Raw genomic sequence first — 18,971 nt, forward strand, 5'->3', positions numbered from 1 at the left:
TTCCCCACCGCGTCTGTTCAATAGGACAATAGAGTCTCGACCCACGACGGGACCAGATCCCCCGCCTTACCCATCCGGCTTTCATGGAATAAAAGACTACCGTCCGAAGGATCGAGATTCATCTCCAGCGCCCGTGCTCCGTAATGCCGCGCCGTTTGCACAAAGCCCGCTGCCGGATAGACTGCACCCGATGTGCCGATGGACACGAACAGGTCGCACCGCGCCAGTGCCAGCTCGATCTGGTCCATATGATATGGCATTTCCCCGAACCATACGATATCCGGCCGGAGCGTGCGCTCTCCGCAGTGGGAACAGGCCGGACGGTTGGAAAAATCATCCGTAATCACTGATCGCTGGCCACAGGAAAGACATAGACCGTTCAAAAGATCGCCATGCATATGGACAAGCCGCGACGACCCTGCGCGGTCGTGCAGATCATCGACATTTTGCGTCACCAGCAGCAAATCGCCGCCCCATGCCGCGTCCAGCTGTGCCAGCGCCTTGTGCGCGGCATTGGGCTCGACCGTCTGTAATTTGGCGCGCCGCTCGTCATAGAATTTCAGCACCAGTTCCGGATCGCGCTGAAACGCTTCCGGAGTCGCGACATCCTCGACCCTGTGGCCTTCCCACAGACCGTCCGGCCCGCGAAAAGTGGCGAGACCGCTTTCCGCGCTTATTCCCGCGCCGGTCAAGATCACTATATTGTTTATTTCACGCATACGCTATGCCAGCAGCTTCCAATAAAAAATGCAAGTCTATGGGAATCATATTATGACATCAATCGGGATTATTGGCAGCAAGGGCCGCATGGGTCATGCCCTTGTCAACGCGATTGGCGAGCGGGACGAACTGGACCATGCAGGCGGTGTAGATCAGGATGATGATCTGGAAGAACTGCTCTCCCACAGCGATGTGCTGGTCGATTTTTCTTCGCCAGCGGGCTTGGGGAAACGCATGGAGCTTTGTGCCAAGGCCGGAAAACCCATTCTAATCGGGACAACCGGCCTTGAACCCGCGCATCATTTATCCATTGATGACGCAGCATCAACCATAGCGGTCCTGCAAACCGGCAATACTTCCCTTGGCGTCAACATGCTGGCGGCGCTGGTGAAAGAGGCCGCATCCCGGCTGGGCGATGACTGGGATATCGAGATTGTCGAAATGCACCACCGGCACAAGGTGGACGCCCCATCCGGCACGGCCATACTGTTGGGTGAAGCCGCCGCCGAGGGGCGCGGGATCAATCTGGACGAGCATAGCGAACGTGGCCGTGATGGCCAGACCGGTGCCCGTGCCAGGGGCGCAATCGGCTTTGCTTCCTTGCGCGGAGGATCGGTTGCCGGGGATCATCAGGTCATCTTGGCTACCGATGAAGAGCGCATAGAATTGGGCCACCGCGCTGAAAACCGGATGATTTTTGCACGCGGAGCGATCAAGGCCGCCTTATGGTTGATGAAGCAGAAACCGGGACGCTATGATATGGCCGATATGCTTGGCCTGAAATAAAACTACATGAAAAAAGACGATATTTTCGAGTTTTATTCCCGGCTTGCCGAGGACAATCCCTCACCGGAAACCGAGCTGAACTATGGCAATGTCTATCAACTTGTCGTTGCCGTCGCTCTATCCGCGCAGTCCACGGACATTGGTGTCAACAAGGCCACAAAGTCGCTGTTTGAAATCGTAAAAACACCGCAGCAGATGGTGGAACTGGGTGTTGATGGCTTGAAAGAGCATATCAAGACCATCGGCCTGTTCAACACCAAGGCAAAAAACGTCATCGCTTTATCCGAAAAGTTGATTGCCGACTATGAAGGAGAAGTCCCCGCCGACCGTGACGAACTGACCAAACTTCCCGGAGTGGGCCGGAAAACAGCCAATGTCGTGATGAACTGCGCTTTTGGAGCGGAGACTTTCGCGGTCGATACCCATATATTCCGCGTCGGCAACCGCACTGGTCTGGCCCCCGGAAAGACGGTTCTGGAGGTTGAAAAAAAGCTGGAGAAGCAAACACCCGCTCCGTTCCGTGTTCATGCCCATCACTGGCTGATCCTGCACGGGCGCTATATCTGCAAGGCGAGGAAACCCGAATGCTGGCGATGCCCGGTGGCGGACCTATGCCGATATAAAAAGAAAACGCCTGCTCCTTGATCCGTGCCCTTTTATCTGGATCCTGAGTAACACAGGCGGTAGCATCCAACCCGGCACGGCGTGCGGACTTGGCTAGTTTCAAAAGATTAAAAAGACCAAGGTTGAAAAGCCCGATAGCTAATTCCAGCGTCCAGCCTCTAAATTCCTATCTGGCAAAATAATGGTAGCCCCAAATTAGTGATTGGCAAACCGCCACCCCCGCTGCTAAGCGCTTTTACAGCAAACATGCACCGGCACCCGTAGCTCAGCTGGATAGAGCGCTGCCCTCCGAAGGCAGAGGTCACAGGTTCGAATCCTGTCGGGTGCACCATGTTTTCAATGACTTATCATTAATTCACTCATTGCGTATGGAATGAGTATGGAAAACTAGGTGTGAGTTTTGTTAGACGATTAATCTGATGTGATTGCCTCTCACAATCGTGTCATCGCTATCTCCACCTCCTTTCCAATAGTGCTCATTTTGGATACATTACCGCCAACGGTTGTCACGATCCGAATCTCCTATGAGCTCATATCGCAACCCAGAACGATAGACCGAGGAGGGGAAGCATGGTTACTAGAGATTACCAATCGTCTCCCTTGGTAAAATAACAGGGATATGCGACAGCCTGCCGTATATGACCTTAGTTGATAAATTAAATCTGGTGCGGTTCGTGACCGCACAGACCAGCATTTACGAACAGGCGCTGCACGAATTGCGCTCTGGACGCAAACGAACACACTGGATGTGGTTTATCTTTCCCCAAGTTATGGGACTTGGTAACAGCGCAAGGTCACGTTATTATGCGATATCGGGAAGCGAGGAGGCCACTGCATATCTGGAACATCAGACCCTTGGTCCCCGCTTAATCTCCTGCACAACAACAATATTGGCGCACTCAACTAAACCGGCCTGTGAAATTCTGGGCCGTCTGGATACGATAAAACTCCAATCATGTATGACGCTATTTGATGCGATACAGGATCAGTCATTTATTTTTGCCGAAGTTCTGTCGGCATTCTTCAATGGTGAGCGTGATACTAAGACTTTAAGTTTGCTTGAAGCATAAATCAGATTCTCGCCCACCAACTGTCAATAAACGCGGCGGCAACCATGCCGTAACTGAGGACCGACAATCCCAACAACAGGTAGCTAGCTTCATTTTGATTGAATATCACACCTGACTGCTTTTTCAGCTTATTTACACTGAACACCCAGATTATGAGCGTGCTAAATACCAACGTCAAACTACCAACAATGGTTATCGCCAGATCAAACGGGTCTGGTTTCGCAGCCATACCGTAGCAGATAATCTCCTGAGCATCGTTATCAATCTCTGGATCGTAACAAACCACACTATCGGAATCACTCTGGACATAGATCACTTTCCAACCGATCATTTCTGAAGCCGATGCCTGCTGCTTGTTAGCAACCGCAATTATCAGGCCGACAGCCAACAAAAGACCACAAAACAGTCGGAGCCTGAACGCCCTATTTACCGACATAGGTGCCATTTGGTGTCAGATGACACCTGGTTCCAGAAACATAACTACCATCCGGACACATGATCACCGGTCCGTTGCCGCCGACATATGAACCATCTGGTGCCATTTGCGGGTTTCCGGTTACATATGAACCATTTGGTGCCATTTGAGGCTGACCACCAACATAACTGCCATCCGGGGCCATTCGACATCCACCCGCTACGTAGGAGCCATCAGGGCACATCTGCACATCGGAGCCTGAATAGGAGTTCTGTCCATTATCGGAATAGTTTTGCACAGGACGTTGCGCTGGGTGTGGATAGGTTGAAGTCGCTGCAGCTTGTTGTTGAGCGATGCACGCACTGTCGAATCCACAGCCTATCAAATAACCCAGCATATGGGCCATTTGGCCTTGGGCCTGTAATTGACGTTCCTGAATAGCAAGTTGCTGTTGGCGCTGCTGCCTAATGGCCTGTTCGTAAAGATCCGGTTCTGGCACATTTTCTTTCATCTGGCCTAACAAATCACGCGCCAGAGGTTCGTTCCACCGCGCGGCCCACTGGAATTGCGTAATGCCAATTTCCTTAAAGCCGTTATTCAAATTCAGGATCGCTAGATGGGTAAAACCTGGAATATAACCGGCATTGCCCGCGCGATTGAACCACTGCGCAGCACAATAAACCCGATCACAATCCTTCAGCATTCCTGCTTCAGCTAATAGAGCCAGTTGGAATATGGCTTCGGGCTTCTTGGATTTATTGAACTTTTTGACAGCCTTAACAATGTCGCCTTTTGCCACAGCCTTAATTCCAGCCGAAAGTGCATCTGCATGCGCTGGCGCAGGACTCATTCCTAATGCTAATACGCTAATAGCTAGCGCATATATTTTTCTGATCATTGGCCCCCGCCCCTCTATGTCTCCTTAACGCATATCATTATAAGTATGGGTCGTAAATACCGTGGAGTGATTGCAACAAAAACCCGACCACAATAACCATGGTGCGGGTTTCCAAAAAAACAGACAAGGATGACCTTTTGGTTCGGCTGGGCGCTGAAGTCCGCGCGAAGAGAACCGTTATTGGTTTGTCACAGGAAGCGTTTGCCGATGCAGCGGGTATAGAACGATCCCATATGGGAAAAATCGAGCGTGGCGAACGCAATGTCTCGTTTTTGAATATTGTGCGTATCGCCAATGCTTTGGGAACCAGCCCTTCGAAACTCATGCAAGATGCCGGACTTTAACGCTCGGCTAATGCTCAGTCTTCTTCTCATTATCAGCATTTAGTGCTGTTCGGAATATATTGGTAACTTGCTCACGCCGCTCCTCAGGCGTCATGGAAAGATAGCTTGCTACGCGCTCATCATGCAAAGTTTCTGTCCGATCTTTGGTCAGAGCTCCACCGACTTCCTTCGCGGCTTGCTCCACAATCTTGCAAGCCAGAACGAAATTTCTTGCCTCCATCGCTTTATCCAGCATCCGTTGTAGTAGGTTCAAGCGATAAGCCTGATGAGAGATCGGGATATCGCTGGTATCGGTGATATATTTATGCCTTTCGCGAGTGAATATAGCACGCCATTTATCGCCAGCAGCGAATGTAGGCTTGGTCGGATCATAGCTGCGCACCTGAAAGCGGGTCACTGCCACATCATATTCAGTGCTAATAGACCGCGCGATATTGCTGTAACCCTCATAACGGGCCAGTTTCAGAATGATTTCATGTTTAAGTTCTTCCGGCAAGTTAGCCATAATGTGCTCGTTTATCTCACTTTGAGCTTGCCTTCGTGGCCTAAGGCTAACACCATTGACCTCCCATTGTAAGCAAAATGACGGCTGGATAACACCGCAAGGGCGGTGTGCGCTATGTTCGAAGAGGCATATCAACACTCTTTGTGGAGTCTTATAAGACTGTTGGATGAGTCCTAGTAAGACTCTTCAATGATACTTCATTCTTATGCTACACTGTCCCTTGCTTCACACGTTCATGTGCGCGACAAAGACGCTGGGGCTCTGATCACAAATTGATAATCGCAAAGGGCACGATAGTTCGGTGAAATGGGGGAGTGCATGACAGGCAAATTCTTGAATGTTGAAAGCAGCAGCTTTTGGTTTAAAGTCGTTGAAATGGTCCAGCACAACTGGGCGGTGATCTTATCTCATGATGAAGGCGTCCAAATCGTCTTCTTTGGGGACACTAGCGATATCTTCGACCGCATGGAATTCTCAGATGCAGGTGATGCAGAACGCGCGCTCAGGCGCAATGGTTTTGCGATTTTTGACGATGATCCGGAGGTTCAGAGCTTCATTGCGAAACCCGAGCCACGTCTCCAAGACGAACCATTCTATCACCGTCCGATATATTCAAGCGGGCAGTTCTGGCGTTAGGGCCCGGGCACTGTCACCACGCCGAGACCGGTAGAGTAGGTGGTCCGCTCCTGCGTGATGCTAGCGGTGCTGATCTGGTCGAGCGAGCTCACATTAATCCTAAAGCCTGTCACCTGCGCCTGAAAATAATATTGGTCGCCGTTCGTCCCAGGCCGTCCTACCGAATCCAACAGGATAAACAGACTAATCGGCTAGTGCTTCTTTGAATGAATCCGTGGCATTCTGCGCGCCGTTCTGGTTTGCTTCTTCGAAGGATGCTCCTGAAATAGCCAGCACTGTTCCCCCCGCGATGACCCACCCCCAGCGACTTATACGCAGATTGCGCCCAATATGCTCTGCGGGTGAGCGCTGCATCACAACGGTATTAGAAATGAGAATAATTACGAATAATCCTATATACACAGCTAAGCCGACCGCCCAACCGTGCAGTTGCCAGCCATATAAGGCTACCGCAATCATGAGTGCCTTTTGGGCGTAGTGATCATTTTGAACGCGGTTAGCTCTTTCCTCAAAGTTTTCATCATTTTGCATCGCTACTACCTCTTCGTCAAAATCCAATTCTTCGCATTCCAATTGAATTTTGAGTTCCGACTGCTCCATCTGTTCTAAAGCAAGCAACCAATCACTCAAATTACCTTTTGCTTCGCCGACAGATGAGCATTCGAACAATTTGTCTGTATAGGTATCTCCGCCGACACCGGGCTCGTAAATATGTGTTCCGGCTTCAAAGACTAGGTAGCCTTCGTAGGAATCGAGCGATGCCCATACTGATTCAGCGAAAAACTGATGTATGAAAGTTAACGTAAAGCTTCGGGGTTCTTTGCTGGGTAAGCTTTCTAAATCATTGACTATAACTTTTAGAGCTTCGCGATTATCGGAATCTTCGGAGTTAATTTCAGCCCATAGCAATACAAGCACATGCTCCAAATCATGAGCGGTGATCGGAAAGCGGCTTGCATCACCATCACTCACAACAGAAAATCAATCTATTACACTTCATTTGTAGAGAATACTCGGTGGTGAAATGATGTGCAAGTGTTGCTTATACTCAACATGGCCATTCGGGAAATCTTTGCGCGGAATCTAAGACAGCGACGCAAGGAACTCGGCATGTCGCAAGAGGAATTGGCACATCGCGCTGATCTTGATCGAACCTATATTAGCTCAATCGAGCATTGCAAATATGGTGTCACAATCGATGTTTTGGAGAGGCTGGCAAATGAACTGAACATCGATCCAGCCGAATTGCTGGTAAATTAGTGTCTGCCTGGTCTCGCTTAACCGACGGATGGTATGGATATGCGTCTATTAGTTTGCTTCCCGGAGTTCGATAATCTTCTGAAATTCAGCTAATAGTTCAGGATGATGCGAAGCCAAATATCGGACAACACGCACATTTTCTACCAAACGACAAAGATAACCGGTCGCCAGAACTAAATCGAGATGATCGGCCCCATATCCTTGCTCAATCAATTTAAATTCCCGGTCGATGTTCGCGGCTTCACGCTCCATATGTTCCATTTGTTTGGCGCTTAGATTGCTTACTTTCTTTTGCTCACTACTTATCAGTTCTGATTGCGATGAGGATGCTACAAGCGTTTGAGCATATGGTTTAGAAAACCGGTTCATTGCGATCATGTTTTCTGCCGCAGCGATTTGTCGTAGGGGACGCAATCGCTTCAATTCCTTGAACGTGTTAAACGGTATCATATAGTCTTGAAGTAAGGTGGCGACTTCATCACAAATTCCGTTCAGCAATTGCCGCCGATTTCGGATACTTGCAATGTTGACGTTAAGCGCTTTTGCTAAGCGTTCCTCCGACGCGCCTTTTTTCACAGCATTCAGAATCATACGGTGTTCCTGAATAGGAGCGATCCGGCTAAGATTCTTATTATATGTGATCGCTTCGTCTTCGGTAGCCACCAGACACACCACTTCGGTTTCGCCGCGTTCTTTCAATGCTTCGATCCGCAAGTGACCATCAAGTAGCAGATAGCGTTCTGGATTTCCTTTCTTCCGTGCCACTACGGGTGGCTCAATAATGCCAACTTCTTCAATCGAGGAAACTATTTGCCCGTATTTTCTGGATTTTTTGATAGCCAAAGGGACTGATCGAAGCGGATCGATATCACTGAACGCAATACGTTGACTGACTCTTTCAAAGGCCAGGCGTATTTCCCTTTCAGGGCCACGGCTCATCTTCCACTTGGCTCCCGGATATTTTTGATCTTTTCAGCCAATCGGCTAGGTAGAGTTGACAATCCTTCGTCTTCCAAAAGTGCCGTGAACGATTCGTCACTGGTCAATTGTCTTAATGCTTCTGTGATAAATACCATGCGATTGCGCGTGGCCTCGGTGCGCTTGATCATAATGCGCTTACGTTCGGTGTCCTCCTGAAACGCCTTTATGAGTTTTTGTGGCGACATGGTCGAGTTGCTCGATATATGTCTCGGGCTGCCTTTTTTCCCAGACCGTTGCCGCACTTCAACCAGTCGGCGAGCAGCGATGAGGTCGCGGCCTCGCAGCAACTTTTCATCATATGCCTTGTGCAGTGCGGCCTGCACGCCCTGATCATCAGCTTCACATATTTCCAAGGCAACGCTAATTGGCAAATAGCCAGCCTCTACAGCTTTAATTAAACGCCGCTCCCCTTTTTCAAACAGTCGGGAAATGGCTATTACGTAGGAGTGGGACAATCCAGTTTTTGCGGCAATCTCCGCATCTGAATTACCGCGTTCACGCATACCCACTATGTCACTGAGTAAATCGACAGCTTGGTGATGTCGCCGAGCACAATTTTCCACGAGACTGGCCACAAGGCAATCTTCTCGATCAGCCATTACAACCAAAGCAGGCACTTTTTCCTGTTCAAGCAGTTTGAAAGCCTCAAGCCGCCCTTGGCCGCATACCAGTTCATATTTTGCACCATCTGTGTCTTTTCGGCGCGTAACCGTAATTGGTCGTTTCAATCCCACGTTTGCTATGTTTTCAACGATTGCTTTGAATATCTTTTTATTGCGAACGCGCGGATTGATTACATCGATACTATCAATGGGGATCATTTCCACTTTTTGCGCCGGTTCAGCCATAGTTATGCAGCTCCTCGCAGATTGGATCGTGCCGTTAATTCATAAAAGCTGTCGAGCGAATTGAACCGATACGCATCGAGTGACAGGCCATTATGCTCCGCCAGACGATATACCGCTTGGCGCATATCCAAATGGGGTAGTAGATAATAATCATGTGGCGACCGGTTTTCATCATCCATACGGATACAGATAGTGAGATCAGGATTCAGGATGTTATCGAGTCGGATTTTCCATCGCCGTGAACCGGCGTTGGTCAGCTTGCAACGCGCAATTACAACTGCGACCCAAATCTCTCCGCTTACATGCAGTAAATCGTTATCGGGATTTTGGTTGGCCCAGCCGCCGGAGTTGTGAATGCCGGAAATCAGATCGAGGATAACCTTTGGATGGAGGCGACGCAGGGCACGATTGATCTCTATGTATCTATAATCATGCTCAGGCCTGTATCCCACCAAAGAGTATGCTCGGAGCAAACTGCCAAATCGGGATCGAAAGGTGCTGCTAGAGGGAGCTTCATATTCTTCATCAATAATAATTCCCGATAGCTGGCCGTGCTCTCGTAGGATTCTTCCCAAAATTGACAACATTTCTTCATCAGTGAGTCGCTGGGAGCGTGTATCAATAACCGTCTGGACGGCTTGAAATGTTTCAGTATCTATTATCGCGTCGAATGCTCCGTCCGACCTGATCCATTCATCCGGATCATTGCGAATACGTTCGCCTTTGAGTTTGAACGAAGTGCGCCCCCACACGTTATTCCCGGCATATTTATCGTTAATCAAGATTTGATGTATCGTGCCGCGCGTCCATGCCCGACCAAGGTCGGTCCGTATACCACGGTCATTGAGTGTTTTGGCTATTTGGACTTCGGAATGTTCGTCTTTCAGAAACCATCGATAAATGTCTTTCACCGTTTCGACTTCTTGCTCTGGTCCGGGCACTAATATCACACGATCAGTGGCGATACTCTTATGCTGTCCCCTTTCCAACGTGCCTTTGTGATCGCCAGACTCATCTATCAGCATTCGTCGGAGCCCAAAACCCGGCGCGCCTCCCTGGCGGTATCCTAGCCCGATTAGTCGGGATTGACCGGCGAATACTTTAACAGACAGTTCTCGGCTATATTCACCGGCCATGGCGCGCTTTACAGTCTTTATTATTGACGACCCAACCGAGCCATCATTTTCAAATTGTTCAGCACAATAATGAATATGAATCCCGGCACGTTTGCAATGCAGTTCGTAATGCGCGGCTTCATCGGGATCCTGAAAGCGTCCCCAACGGCTTACATCATAAACTAGGACCGCTTCGAAATCTGCCTTCTCATTGTCAATGTCATTGAGCAACCGTTTCAACGCTGCGCGGCCATCCAGACGCAAACCACTTTTCCCAGCATCCGCATAGGTTTGCACAATCTCAAAACCCTTACGCTCCGCATAGCGCCTGATTTCCGCTGATTGATTATCGGTAGAATATTTTTGGTGTTCAGTAGACATGCGGACATACTCAGCCGCCTTTGTTAGCTGATGAGCATTTTTTGAATCATTAGATTCTTTGTTCCAATTTATCACCATTATGCCGTCGTTTATCTTTATCTATTTTGGGCTGCAATTCTGGGCCTTACATGAAAAGGAGCGGAAAGATGTTTCCTAAGACAGGCAAAGATTTTCCATTTTTGACTGACCGCATTTCTGAATCAGAATTTTCGACAGCGATTGCAGTGGCATTGCAGGCTGAATTTGGGATGTCACGACATGCTGAAAAGACTATTGCGAAATGGACAGGCGCAAGTAATCGCAGCGCCCGGAACTGGATGGCTGGCATAAATGGCCCAACAGGAGCGCACCTAATGGCGTTGGCGAGACAATCTGATTTAGTATTTAAGGCGATTGTTTTAATGTCAGGCCGACCGGTCAGCACGCTCAATGTCAACCTTCAAGCTCTTCATGACATACTTTCTGATACCATTGACGTGGTTAATTCTATTATTGGTGATGGCCAGGCAGGGCCGAACCAGCACGATTAGAACGTTTACTAGGGCCTGCGGTTTTACGGCCTTGCAAGCCTGTTGAATGAGTCCACATAGGACTCTTCAATGATACTTGACGCTTAGCTGGCCGGATAGCTCGATCAGTGAAACGAGAGCGACCCTGCTGCATAACTTGGTATTGCCGCTTGGCGATATTCGTTTCTCTGGTTACACACCCAATATGTTTAAGCAAACCTTCAAGAATATCGGCGCGGTCGCTGCATCAACGCGAAAGGCTACATGATTTATGGCGCGTAAACCTGCTAAAGCAAAAGCTGGTAATAGCAAAGGCGGTGATCTCGGTTTCGAGGCGGAGCTGTTTAAGGCGGCTGACAAGCTGCGCGGGAATATGGAGCCTTCGGATTATAAACATGTCGCGCTCGGCCTGATATTCCTGAAACATATTTCCGAAGGGTTCGAGGCCAAACGGGCAGAATTGCTCGCCGACTATCCCGAGGGCGCGGAAGATGCAGATGAATACCGCGCAGACAATGTCTTCTGGGTTCCGCAGGGTGCGCGCTGGTCACATCTTCAGGCGAATGCCAAACAGCCGAACATTGGCAAGGTCATCGATGAAGCCATGCTTGAGATCGAGAAGGTCAATCCCACGCTCAAAGGCGTCCTGCCCAAAGAATATGCAAGGCCCAGTCTAAACGCTGTTATGCTGGGGGAACTGATCGACCTTATTTCCGGCATCGGTTTTAAGGAAGATGATGGCCAAAGCCGCGATATCTTGGGCCGTGTCTACGAATATTTCCTTGGCGAGTTCGCTGGCAGCGAGGGTAAGCGCGGCGGCGAGTTTTACACCCCGCGTTCGGTCGTGCGCACTATGGTTGAAATGCTGGACCCTTATAAAGGCCGCGTTTACGATCCTTGCTGCGGATCGGGCGGCATGTTTGTGCAATCGGAAAAGTTCGTGGAAAGCCATGGTGGACGCATTGGAGACATTGCCATCTATGGGCAGGAATCAAATCACACCACATGGCGCTTGTGCATGATGAACCTTGCGGTGCGCGGTATTGATGCCGACATTAAATGGAACAGTGAAGGCAGCTTCCACAAGGACGAACTCCCGGACCTGCGCGCCGATTATGTTCTGGCCAACCCGCCATTCAATATTTCGGACTGGGGCGGTGACCGGCTGCGCGAGGATGTCCGCTGGAAATTTGGCACGCCGCCATCCGGCAATGCCAACTTTGGCTGGCTCCAACATATCCTGCACCATCTGGCCCCCACCGGCACGGCGGGCGTTGTGCTCGCCAATGGGTCGATGTCCTCTACCCAGAATGGAGAGGATGAGATCCGCCGTGCGATGATCGAGGGCAATGTGATCGACTGCATGATCGCGATGCCGGGGCAGCTTTTCTATTCGACCCAGATTCCCGTCTGCCTCTGGTTCCTCGCCAAGGATAAATCCAACGGTGTCGCCCGCGACAAAAAGCTGCGTGACCGGCGCGGCGAAATCCTGTTCATTGATGCGCGCAAGCTGGGCCACATGGTTGACCGCACCCGCCGGGAATTTAGCTATGAAGACATTAGCAAGATCGCCGGAACCTATCACGCATGGCGTGAGGGAGAGGGATATGAGGATGTGCCCGGCTTTGCCTGCTCCGCCAGCCATGATTTGATCGAGCAGCATGGATTCGTCCTCACCCCCGGCCGCTATGTTGGCGCGGAAGCGGTGGGGGATGACGGCGTGCCGTTCCCTGAACGCTTCGCGGACCTGCAAGCCACACTGGAGGAGCAGTTCTCGGAAAGCGACCGTCTAACCGCACTCATCCGCGAAAAACTGGCCAGCGTCATCACGCCATCATGAAATGCCAAAACTTTTACGTGTCGCCAAGATGTGTAAAGGAAATCCATTTTTCTTTACACATAGCAAGTGATATGCAAAATAACCGGCATAAAGTTTCACGAGGGGGGACTCCATGCTGAAGCCGGCCTATGCCATTCCTGATTTGCCCCCGCCGGGTCTGGAAGAAACGCCTGCTGTTCTGCGGGCCTTGGCCAAGGCGCACCGGCATCTCGCGGAGTTGAAGGGCCGCGCCGCTTCCATCCCCAATCAGGGCATATTGATCGACACGCTGGCGCTGCAAGAGGCCAAGGCGAGCAGCGAGATCGAGAATATCGTCACCACGCAGGACGAGTTGTTTCAGGCCAACGCCTTTCCCGAAAATCCCGCATCCCCCGCCGCAAAAGAGGTCGCGCGCTACCGTGATGCGTTGCGTCACGGCTTTATGGAGCAGCAGCGGCTTGGCGGTCTGCTTACGAACAATATGATTATTGCGATGTTTCAGGCGCTCAAACGCACCGAGGGCGGTTTTCGCAGCACCCCCGGCACCGCGCTGCTCAATGAACAAACCGGGGAGCGTATCTATATCCCGCCGCAGGACGGCGAAGATGTGAAGGCGTATATGGCCGCGCTGGAAAGTTTTATCAACGAAGACGGGCGCAGCGAGCTTGATCCGCTGGTGAAGATGGCGATCATTCACCATCAATTTGAAAGCATCCACCCGTTCCCCGATGGTAATGGCCGTTTGGGGCGGATTATCAATGTGCTCTATCTTACGCGCACTAGCCTACTTGATATTCCGATACTCTATCTCAGCCGGTTCATCACCGCGCAAAAAGGCGATTATTACCGGCTGCTACAATCGGTGCGCGATACCGGAAACTGGGAGCCATGGCTGCTCTATATGCTGCAAGGCATAGCCGAAACCGCACAGGTCACGCTCATGCTGATCGAGCAAATCCGCGTGCTGATGGCGGAATATAAACAGCGGATCAGGGACGACCACAGCAAAATCTATTCGCAGGACTTGCTCAACAACCTGTTCCGCCATCCCTATACGCGGATTGATTATGTGCAGGATGAACTGGGCGTATCGCGCCCCACCGCGACCAAATATCTCGACGAACTGGCGCAAGGTGGTCTGCTCAACAAGCACCGTATCGGGCGGAATAATTATTATATTAACCAGCGGCTTGTAGCGTTGTTTGTGGAAGGGGCGGTTTGATGGTGTGGCCAATATCTAGCCTTGCTTATGCATGTGATGGCGGAGGCAAGATTCAAACAGGCCCTTTCGGAAGCCAATTGCACAAAGCGGACTACATTCCGACAGGTATCCCTGTCATTATGCCAACCAACATTCGTGATGGTCGGATTGTCCAAGATGGTATCGCTTATATTAGCGAGGAAAATGCAAATCGTCTTTTGAAGCATCGGGTGAGAATCGGCGATATAGTCTTCTCGCGGCGCGGTGAAGTTGACAAATGTGCAGTGATTACGGCCCGTGAAGAGGGATGGCTATGTGGGACAGGGTGCTTGCTTGCTCGCCCTAATATCACGAGGGCTAATCCATACTTCATGGGTTACAGCATCAATACTGTAGCCTCTAAAACTTGGCTGAATCAGAATGCTGTTGGCGCAACTATGCCGAATCTAAATACTGGCATTTTGAAACGACTCCCCGTTCCATTGCCCGAACTTTCGCTGCAAGATCGCGTAGCTTCCGTCCTCTCCGCGCTTGATGACAAGATCGAACTCAACCGGCGGATGAACGAGACGCTGGAGGCACAGGCGCGGGCGTTGTTTCGGGACTGGTTTGTCGATTTCGGCCCCGTAAAGGCAAAAATGGCCAACCGGATAACCGCCAACACCAAGCAAGCAGACACGGGAGACGCAGGAGCCGCCATCCAAGCTCCGTATCTTTCTGATGAAATCTGGTCCCTCTTCCCCTCGACCCTCGACGATGATGGCAAGCCGGAAGGGTGGTCGGATTATCGCGTTGAAGAGCTTGCAGACTATCGAAAAGGTTCGGTCAATCCGGCGAATGAACCAGATGTGATTTTTGAACATTATAGTTTGCCAGCATATGATACACGTGAGGAGCCAGCATTAGATTTTGGGGCTACTATCAAAAGCAACAAAACGCTTGTGCCTGAAGGCGCAATCTTGCTTTCAAAACTGAATCCGGAAACACCGCGCGTATGGATACCTGACCGTCCGACAGGGCGCACCCAAGTCGCTTCGACTGAATTTCTAGCCTTTGTGCCGAAGCAAGGTGTAGGCACGGCCTTAGTCTATTCGCTGTTCAATGAAACCACGTTTCGTCAGACTTTGGCTGGTATGGTTACTGGCACGTCGAAGAGTCACCAGCGAATTTTACCTGGAGCCTTAATCAAGATGGCCGCTCTTTCAGGGGCTCCACAATTGTTCGGAGCATTTGAAAATTTGGTTGCACCGATGCTGTCACAAATTTTGGCTAACAGATATCAATCCCGCACCCTCGCCCAAACCCGCGACCTGCTGCTGCCCAAACTTATGTCCGGCGAAATCCGTGTGGCGCAAGCGGCTCGCGAAATAGAGGCTGTGTTCTGATGGCTAAATTCACCGAATCCCATGTCGAGGAAGCGGCGCTGGAATGGCTCTCTGAACTTGGCTGGCAGGTGGCTTATGGCGTTAACGCCTCGCCAGATGGCAGCGCGCCCGAACGCGGATCAAATGGCGATGTCATCCTGACTGCCCGGCTTCAGGCAGCGGTGGAGCGGCTCAACGGCCATATCCCGTCCGACGTGCGGGACGATGCGATCCGGCAGGTGCTGGCCAGCCAGACCCCCTCGCTGATTGAGGAAAACCGGCGATTGCACCGGCTGATTATAGAAGGCGTGCCGGTGGAATATCATGCCGAAGATGGCACGATACGCGGCGACCGTGTGAAGCTGATCGATTTTGATGGCTCCGGCTTTGACCGGAATGATTGGGACCGGAATGACTGGCTGGCGATCAACCAGTTCACGGTGATCGAGGGCACACATAACCGGCGGCCCGATGTGGTGCTGTTCGTCAATGGCCTGCCGCTCGCCGTGATAGAGTTAAAGAATCCCGGCGACGAGAATGCGACGCTGGACGGTGCCTACAGCCAGCTCCAGACGTATAAAAGCCAGATCCCCGCATTGTTCCGCGCAAATGCGCTGCTGGTTACCTCTGACGGTATCAAGGCGCGGGTCGGTTCGCTAACGGCGGATGAAGAACGCTTCATGCCGTGGCGCTCAGTTGACGGGGAAGTCATTGCGCCCAAAACAGACCCCCAGCTTGAAGTGCTGTTAAAGGGGCTGTTTGACCGGCAACGGCTGCTGACCTTGCTGCGCGATTTTACCGTGTTTGGTGATAGCGGCGGCGGTATTATAAAAATCGTTGCGGGGTATCATCAATATTTCGCAGCACGGCACGCCATTGCCGCCACATTGCGGGCTTTACCTGATATTGCCGCCAATAATGCAGGGGCCGATGGCAGCTTGAGGGAAAATCCGCTCGACTATGGCCTGCCGTCGGCGGAGGATCACAAACCGGGCGACAAGCGCATCGGCGTTATCTGGCATACGCAAGGGTCGGGCAAAAGCCTGCTTATGGCCTTTTATGCCGGGCTGCTGGTGCGCCTTCCCGAATTGGAGAATCCCACCATCCTTGTCATCACCGACCGCAATGATCTGGATGACCAGTTGTTCGGCACGTTCGCGATGTGCAGCGATCTTATCCGCCAGACGCCGGTTCAGGCCGAGAGCCGCGATGATCTGCGCGCGTTGCTCGACCGTGCATCGGGCGGGGTGATCTTTACAACCATCCAGAAATTTTCCGGCAATGATGGCGAAGACCTCCCCGCGATTAGCGAGCGGCAGAACATTATCGTTATGGCCGATGAAGCACATAGATCGCAATATGGCTTCAAGGCGCGGATTGACCGGAAAACGGGCGCGCGGGCCTATGGTCACGCCAAATATCTGCGCGATGCACTGCCCAATGCGTCCTTTATCGGCTTTACCGGAACGCCGATTGAAACGGGTGACGTCAATACTCCCGCCGTGTTCGGGGATTATGTCGATGTCTATGACATCTCCCGCGCGGTCGAGGATGGCGCGACTGTCCCGATCTTCTACGAAAGCCGCCTGGCCCGGATCGAATTACCGGAGGAAGCGCAGGCGCTAGTTGACGAAGAAATCGACGAGCTGACCGAAGATGAAGAGCTAGGGGCGCAGGAAAAGCTAAAGGCGCGCTGGGCCGCCGTCGAGCGCCTTGTCGGTTCAAAGGCGCGCTTGCAAATGATTGCTGCCGATCTGGTCGAACATTTCGAAAACCGGCTTGCGGCCATGGAAGGCAAAGCAATGATAGTGTGCATGAGCCGCCGCATCTGTGTGGCGCTCTATGACGAGATTGTCGCGCTCCGTCCCGACTGGCACAGCGATGAAGACAAGGAAGGCGCGGTTAAAATTGTGATGACCGGCAGCGCCTCCGATCCACAGGAATGGCAGCCGCATATTGGCGGTAAAGCACGGCGTGACTTGTTAGCGAAGCGCGCGAAAAAAGCCGATGATCCACTCAAGCTCGTAATCGTGCGGGATATGTGGCTGACCGGCTTTGACGCGCCATCAATGCACACAATGTATATCGACAAACCGATGCGCGGGCACGGACTGATGCAGGCCATCGCCCGCGTCAACCGCGTGTTCCGTGATAAGGAAGCCGGGTTGATTGTCGATTATATCGGGATCGCGGAAAAGCTGAAAAATGCTCTGGGGCAATATTCTCCCTCCGACCAGCAGCAGACCGGTATTGATGAGCGGCAGGCAGTTAAAGTGTTGCTTGAACGCTATGAAATTGTTGCGGCTATGTTCCATGGTTTTGACATGCAACCCGGTATAGACGGCACACCTGCCCAGCGCTTAAAGTGCCTCGCCGAGGCGCTTGAATGGGTGCTTGCTATGCAGCATGAGGCCGCGCAGAAAGAAAAAACGGACGAAGCAAAAAAGGCCGCGCACCGCCGCTATCAGGACGCGGTTCTTGCGCTCAGCAAGGCTTTCGCACTGGCTGCTGCCAGCGACGAGGCGAAAGCGATCCGGGACAATGTCGCATTCCTTCAGACGATCCGCGCCGCGCTGGTGAAAAGCAGCGGGGCCGGAAAGACGGCAAAAGAACGCGATTTTGCGGTTCAGCAGATCATCGACCAGTCCGTGGTGTCCACCGAAATAGTTGATATACTGGCCGCTGCCGGGATGCAGACGCCGGATATTTCTATCCTGTCCGATGAATTTCTAGCTGAAATGAAAACGTCCGAGCGCCCGAATCTGGCGTTGGAGGCGCTTAAAAAGCTGCTGGCGGACAAGATACGCTCCCGCTCGCAGAGCCATGTTGTCGAAAGCCGCAAATATTCGGAGCGGCTCAACGAAGCCATCGCCCGCTATCACACCAACGCGATTAGCACCGTTGAAGTTCTGCAAGCCCTGATCGACCTGGCAAAAGATATACGCGAACAGCAAGCGCGCGGTGAGGCCGAAGGCCTTAGCGAGGATGAAGTGGCCTTTTATGATGCGTTAGCGGATAATGAGAGCGCCATCGATGTGATGGGCAATGACAGCTTGAAGGTAATTGCCGCGGAATTGGTCAATAGTCTCAAGTCAAATGCCAGCGTGGACTGGGCCCACCGCGAATCCGCCCGCGCCCGAATGCGGGTGCTTGTAAAGCGCATCCTTCGCAAATATGGCTATCCACCAGATTTACAGGACGAGGCTGTCCAGACAGTTATAGAGCAAGCCGAATTGATGGCGTCTAGTTGGTAAACGGGTATTGGGTTTTTTGAGTCTTTTCTTGAAAAGCAAACCCACGGGTTCGGAGCTGGTAAGGGGAATTAACCAAGCGTTTCAGTGTCAATGAGCGCTTAATTTTGACCCACGTTTCGGATGACCGAGCCCCCAGTCAGATGCCATAGCTCAAAGTAGCTGACGTTGCGGGTGAAGCGGCGCTTGTGTTCGGCAATGACACCTTCGCCAGACGACAGCACAATCCGGTCCGCATATCGTC

Annotated in this window: 19 protein-coding genes and 1 tRNA gene; 12 read left to right on the forward strand and 8 right to left on the reverse strand. The window is 51.6% G+C overall.

Annotation, left to right across the window (positions count from 1 at the left end; genetic code table 11):
* Positions 1 to 17 precede the first annotated feature (17 nt).
* Positions 18 to 719, reverse strand: coding sequence for an NAD-dependent deacylase (locus VIN76_RS09415; RefSeq protein ID WP_332041589.1), 702 nt, complete (start codon positions 717 to 719; stop codon positions 18 to 20).
* A 52-nt stretch (positions 720 to 771) separates the two neighbouring features.
* Between VIN76_RS09415 and dapB the strand changes: the two genes are divergently transcribed.
* The 4 genes from dapB (at position 772) to VIN76_RS09435 (ending at position 3,200) form a co-directional block, all read left to right on the forward strand.
* Entirely contained in the window at positions 772 to 1,506 is a 735-nt protein-coding gene (dapB, locus tag VIN76_RS09420) for a 4-hydroxy-tetrahydrodipicolinate reductase (RefSeq protein ID WP_332041590.1), read from the forward strand.
* A 6-nt stretch (positions 1,507 to 1,512) separates the two neighbouring features.
* Positions 1,513 to 2,151, forward strand: a complete 639-nt coding sequence (gene nth / locus VIN76_RS09425; protein ID WP_332041591.1) for an endonuclease III — start codon at positions 1,513 to 1,515, stop codon at positions 2,149 to 2,151.
* Positions 2,152 to 2,384: 233 nt separating this feature from the next.
* Positions 2,385 to 2,461: transfer RNA gene (locus VIN76_RS09430), tRNA-Arg, on the forward strand.
* A gap of 307 nt (positions 2,462 to 2,768) precedes the next feature.
* The gene (locus VIN76_RS09435; protein WP_332041592.1) at positions 2,769 to 3,200 is read left to right on the forward strand and encodes a DUF1810 domain-containing protein; all 432 of its coding nucleotides are present in this window, start codon (positions 2,769 to 2,771) and stop codon (positions 3,198 to 3,200) included.
* Position 3,201: 1 nt separating this feature from the next.
* Here the strand turns inward: VIN76_RS09435 and VIN76_RS09440 are convergent, their stop codons facing one another.
* Positions 3,202 to 3,645, reverse strand: coding sequence for a hypothetical protein (locus VIN76_RS09440; RefSeq protein WP_332041593.1), 444 nt, complete (start codon positions 3,643 to 3,645; stop codon positions 3,202 to 3,204).
* On the reverse strand, positions 3,623 to 4,513 hold the full coding sequence (locus tag VIN76_RS09445) for a hypothetical protein (protein WP_332041594.1): 891 nt from the start codon (positions 4,511 to 4,513) through the stop codon (positions 3,623 to 3,625). The genes VIN76_RS09440 and VIN76_RS09445 overlap by 23 nt, the downstream gene beginning before the upstream one ends.
* Positions 4,514 to 4,611: 98 nt before the next feature.
* Here VIN76_RS09445 and VIN76_RS09450 point away from each other — a divergent pair, with 98 nt between their 5' ends.
* Positions 4,612 to 4,857: a helix-turn-helix transcriptional regulator gene (locus tag VIN76_RS09450; protein ID WP_332041595.1), complete on the forward strand. Its 246-nt coding sequence runs from the start codon at positions 4,612 to 4,614 to the stop codon at positions 4,855 to 4,857.
* A gap of 7 nt (positions 4,858 to 4,864) precedes the next feature.
* On the opposite strand, the gene VIN76_RS09455 is transcribed toward VIN76_RS09450, so the two are convergent.
* On the reverse strand, positions 4,865 to 5,362 hold the full coding sequence (locus VIN76_RS09455) for a DUF2280 domain-containing protein (protein WP_332041596.1): 498 nt from the start codon (positions 5,360 to 5,362) through the stop codon (positions 4,865 to 4,867).
* A gap of 318 nt (positions 5,363 to 5,680) precedes the next feature.
* Here VIN76_RS09455 and VIN76_RS09460 point away from each other — a divergent pair, with 318 nt between their 5' ends.
* On the forward strand, positions 5,681 to 5,998 hold the full coding sequence (locus VIN76_RS09460; protein ID WP_332041597.1) for a hypothetical protein: 318 nt from the start codon (positions 5,681 to 5,683) through the stop codon (positions 5,996 to 5,998).
* A 183-nt stretch (positions 5,999 to 6,181) separates the two neighbouring features.
* Here the strand turns inward: VIN76_RS09460 and VIN76_RS09465 are convergent, their stop codons facing one another.
* Positions 6,182 to 6,970, reverse strand: a complete 789-nt coding sequence (locus tag VIN76_RS09465) for a hypothetical protein (protein WP_332041598.1) — start codon at positions 6,968 to 6,970, stop codon at positions 6,182 to 6,184.
* 81 nt (positions 6,971 to 7,051) lie between these two features.
* Here VIN76_RS09465 and VIN76_RS09470 point away from each other — a divergent pair, with 81 nt between their 5' ends.
* Complete coding sequence (locus tag VIN76_RS09470) at positions 7,052 to 7,258, forward strand: helix-turn-helix transcriptional regulator (RefSeq protein ID WP_332041720.1); 207 nt, start codon at positions 7,052 to 7,054, stop codon at positions 7,256 to 7,258.
* Positions 7,259 to 7,306: 48 nt separating this feature from the next.
* Here VIN76_RS09470 and VIN76_RS09475 read toward each other — a convergent pair whose 3' ends face one another.
* From VIN76_RS09475 to VIN76_RS09485, 3 genes are read right to left on the reverse strand one after another with little or no spacing between them, the layout of a single operon-like run.
* Positions 7,307 to 8,197 carry a plasmid partitioning protein RepB C-terminal domain-containing protein gene (locus VIN76_RS09475; RefSeq protein WP_332041599.1) on the reverse strand — a complete coding sequence of 297 codons (891 nt, stop codon included), beginning with the start codon at positions 8,195 to 8,197 and terminating at the stop codon, positions 7,307 to 7,309.
* Complete coding sequence (locus VIN76_RS09480; RefSeq protein WP_332041600.1) at positions 8,194 to 9,087, reverse strand: plasmid partitioning protein RepB C-terminal domain-containing protein; 894 nt, start codon at positions 9,085 to 9,087, stop codon at positions 8,194 to 8,196. Before VIN76_RS09480 ends, VIN76_RS09475 begins: the two co-directional genes overlap by 4 nt.
* Before the next feature lie 2 nt (positions 9,088 to 9,089).
* Positions 9,090 to 10,661 (reverse strand): recombinase family protein, encoded by a 1,572-nt coding sequence (locus VIN76_RS09485; RefSeq protein ID WP_332041601.1) that lies wholly within the window; start codon positions 10,659 to 10,661, stop codon positions 9,090 to 9,092.
* A gap of 68 nt (positions 10,662 to 10,729) precedes the next feature.
* Between VIN76_RS09485 and VIN76_RS09490 the strand changes: the two genes are divergently transcribed.
* The 5 genes from VIN76_RS09490 (at position 10,730) to VIN76_RS09510 (ending at position 18,730) form a co-directional block, all read left to right on the forward strand.
* Complete coding sequence (locus VIN76_RS09490; RefSeq protein ID WP_332041602.1) at positions 10,730 to 11,113, forward strand: hypothetical protein; 384 nt, start codon at positions 10,730 to 10,732, stop codon at positions 11,111 to 11,113.
* Between the two features lie 250 nt (positions 11,114 to 11,363).
* Positions 11,364 to 12,932, forward strand: a complete 1,569-nt coding sequence (locus VIN76_RS09495) for a class I SAM-dependent DNA methyltransferase (RefSeq protein WP_332041603.1) — start codon at positions 11,364 to 11,366, stop codon at positions 12,930 to 12,932.
* A gap of 112 nt (positions 12,933 to 13,044) precedes the next feature.
* The gene (locus VIN76_RS09500; RefSeq protein WP_332041604.1) at positions 13,045 to 14,133 is read left to right on the forward strand and encodes a Fic family protein; all 1,089 of its coding nucleotides are present in this window, start codon (positions 13,045 to 13,047) and stop codon (positions 14,131 to 14,133) included.
* Between the two features lie 77 nt (positions 14,134 to 14,210).
* Positions 14,211 to 15,497 (forward strand): restriction endonuclease subunit S, encoded by a 1,287-nt coding sequence (locus VIN76_RS09505; RefSeq protein WP_332041605.1) that lies wholly within the window; start codon positions 14,211 to 14,213, stop codon positions 15,495 to 15,497.
* A complete protein-coding gene (locus VIN76_RS09510) occupies positions 15,497 to 18,730 on the forward strand; it encodes a type I restriction endonuclease subunit R (RefSeq protein WP_332041606.1) in 3,234 nt (1,077 codons plus the stop codon). Before VIN76_RS09505 ends, VIN76_RS09510 begins: the two co-directional genes overlap by 1 nt.
* Positions 18,731 to 18,971: the final 241 nt, after the last annotated feature.

This window comes from Parasphingorhabdus sp. (assembly GCF_036568145.1).
Classification (GTDB): domain Bacteria; phylum Pseudomonadota; class Alphaproteobacteria; order Sphingomonadales; family Sphingomonadaceae; genus Parasphingorhabdus.

Coding starts and splice junctions, on each gene's coding strand:
- VIN76_RS09415 (WP_332041589.1), bottom strand. CDS start 719: ATGCGTGAAATAAACAATATAGTGATCTTGACCGGCGCGGGAATAAGC.
- dapB (WP_332041590.1), top strand. CDS start 772: ATGACATCAATCGGGATTATTGGCAGCAAGGGCCGCATGGGTCATGCC.
- nth (WP_332041591.1), top strand. CDS start 1,513: ATGAAAAAAGACGATATTTTCGAGTTTTATTCCCGGCTTGCCGAGGAC.
- VIN76_RS09435 (WP_332041592.1), top strand. CDS start 2,769: ATGACCTTAGTTGATAAATTAAATCTGGTGCGGTTCGTGACCGCACAG.
- VIN76_RS09440 (WP_332041593.1), bottom strand. CDS start 3,645: ATGGCACCTATGTCGGTAAATAGGGCGTTCAGGCTCCGACTGTTTTGT.
- VIN76_RS09445 (WP_332041594.1), bottom strand. CDS start 4,513: ATGATCAGAAAAATATATGCGCTAGCTATTAGCGTATTAGCATTAGGA.
- VIN76_RS09450 (WP_332041595.1), top strand. CDS start 4,612: ATGGTGCGGGTTTCCAAAAAAACAGACAAGGATGACCTTTTGGTTCGG.
- VIN76_RS09455 (WP_332041596.1), bottom strand. CDS start 5,362: ATGGCTAACTTGCCGGAAGAACTTAAACATGAAATCATTCTGAAACTG.
- VIN76_RS09460 (WP_332041597.1), top strand. CDS start 5,681: ATGACAGGCAAATTCTTGAATGTTGAAAGCAGCAGCTTTTGGTTTAAA.
- VIN76_RS09470 (WP_332041720.1), top strand. CDS start 7,052: ATGGCCATTCGGGAAATCTTTGCGCGGAATCTAAGACAGCGACGCAAG.
- VIN76_RS09475 (WP_332041599.1), bottom strand. CDS start 8,197: ATGAGCCGTGGCCCTGAAAGGGAAATACGCCTGGCCTTTGAAAGAGTC.
- VIN76_RS09480 (WP_332041600.1), bottom strand. CDS start 9,087: ATGGCTGAACCGGCGCAAAAAGTGGAAATGATCCCCATTGATAGTATC.
- VIN76_RS09485 (WP_332041601.1), bottom strand. CDS start 10,661: ATGGTGATAAATTGGAACAAAGAATCTAATGATTCAAAAAATGCTCAT.
- VIN76_RS09490 (WP_332041602.1), top strand. CDS start 10,730: ATGTTTCCTAAGACAGGCAAAGATTTTCCATTTTTGACTGACCGCATT.
- VIN76_RS09495 (WP_332041603.1), top strand. CDS start 11,364: ATGGCGCGTAAACCTGCTAAAGCAAAAGCTGGTAATAGCAAAGGCGGT.
- VIN76_RS09500 (WP_332041604.1), top strand. CDS start 13,045: ATGCTGAAGCCGGCCTATGCCATTCCTGATTTGCCCCCGCCGGGTCTG.
- VIN76_RS09510 (WP_332041606.1), top strand. CDS start 15,497: ATGGCTAAATTCACCGAATCCCATGTCGAGGAAGCGGCGCTGGAATGG.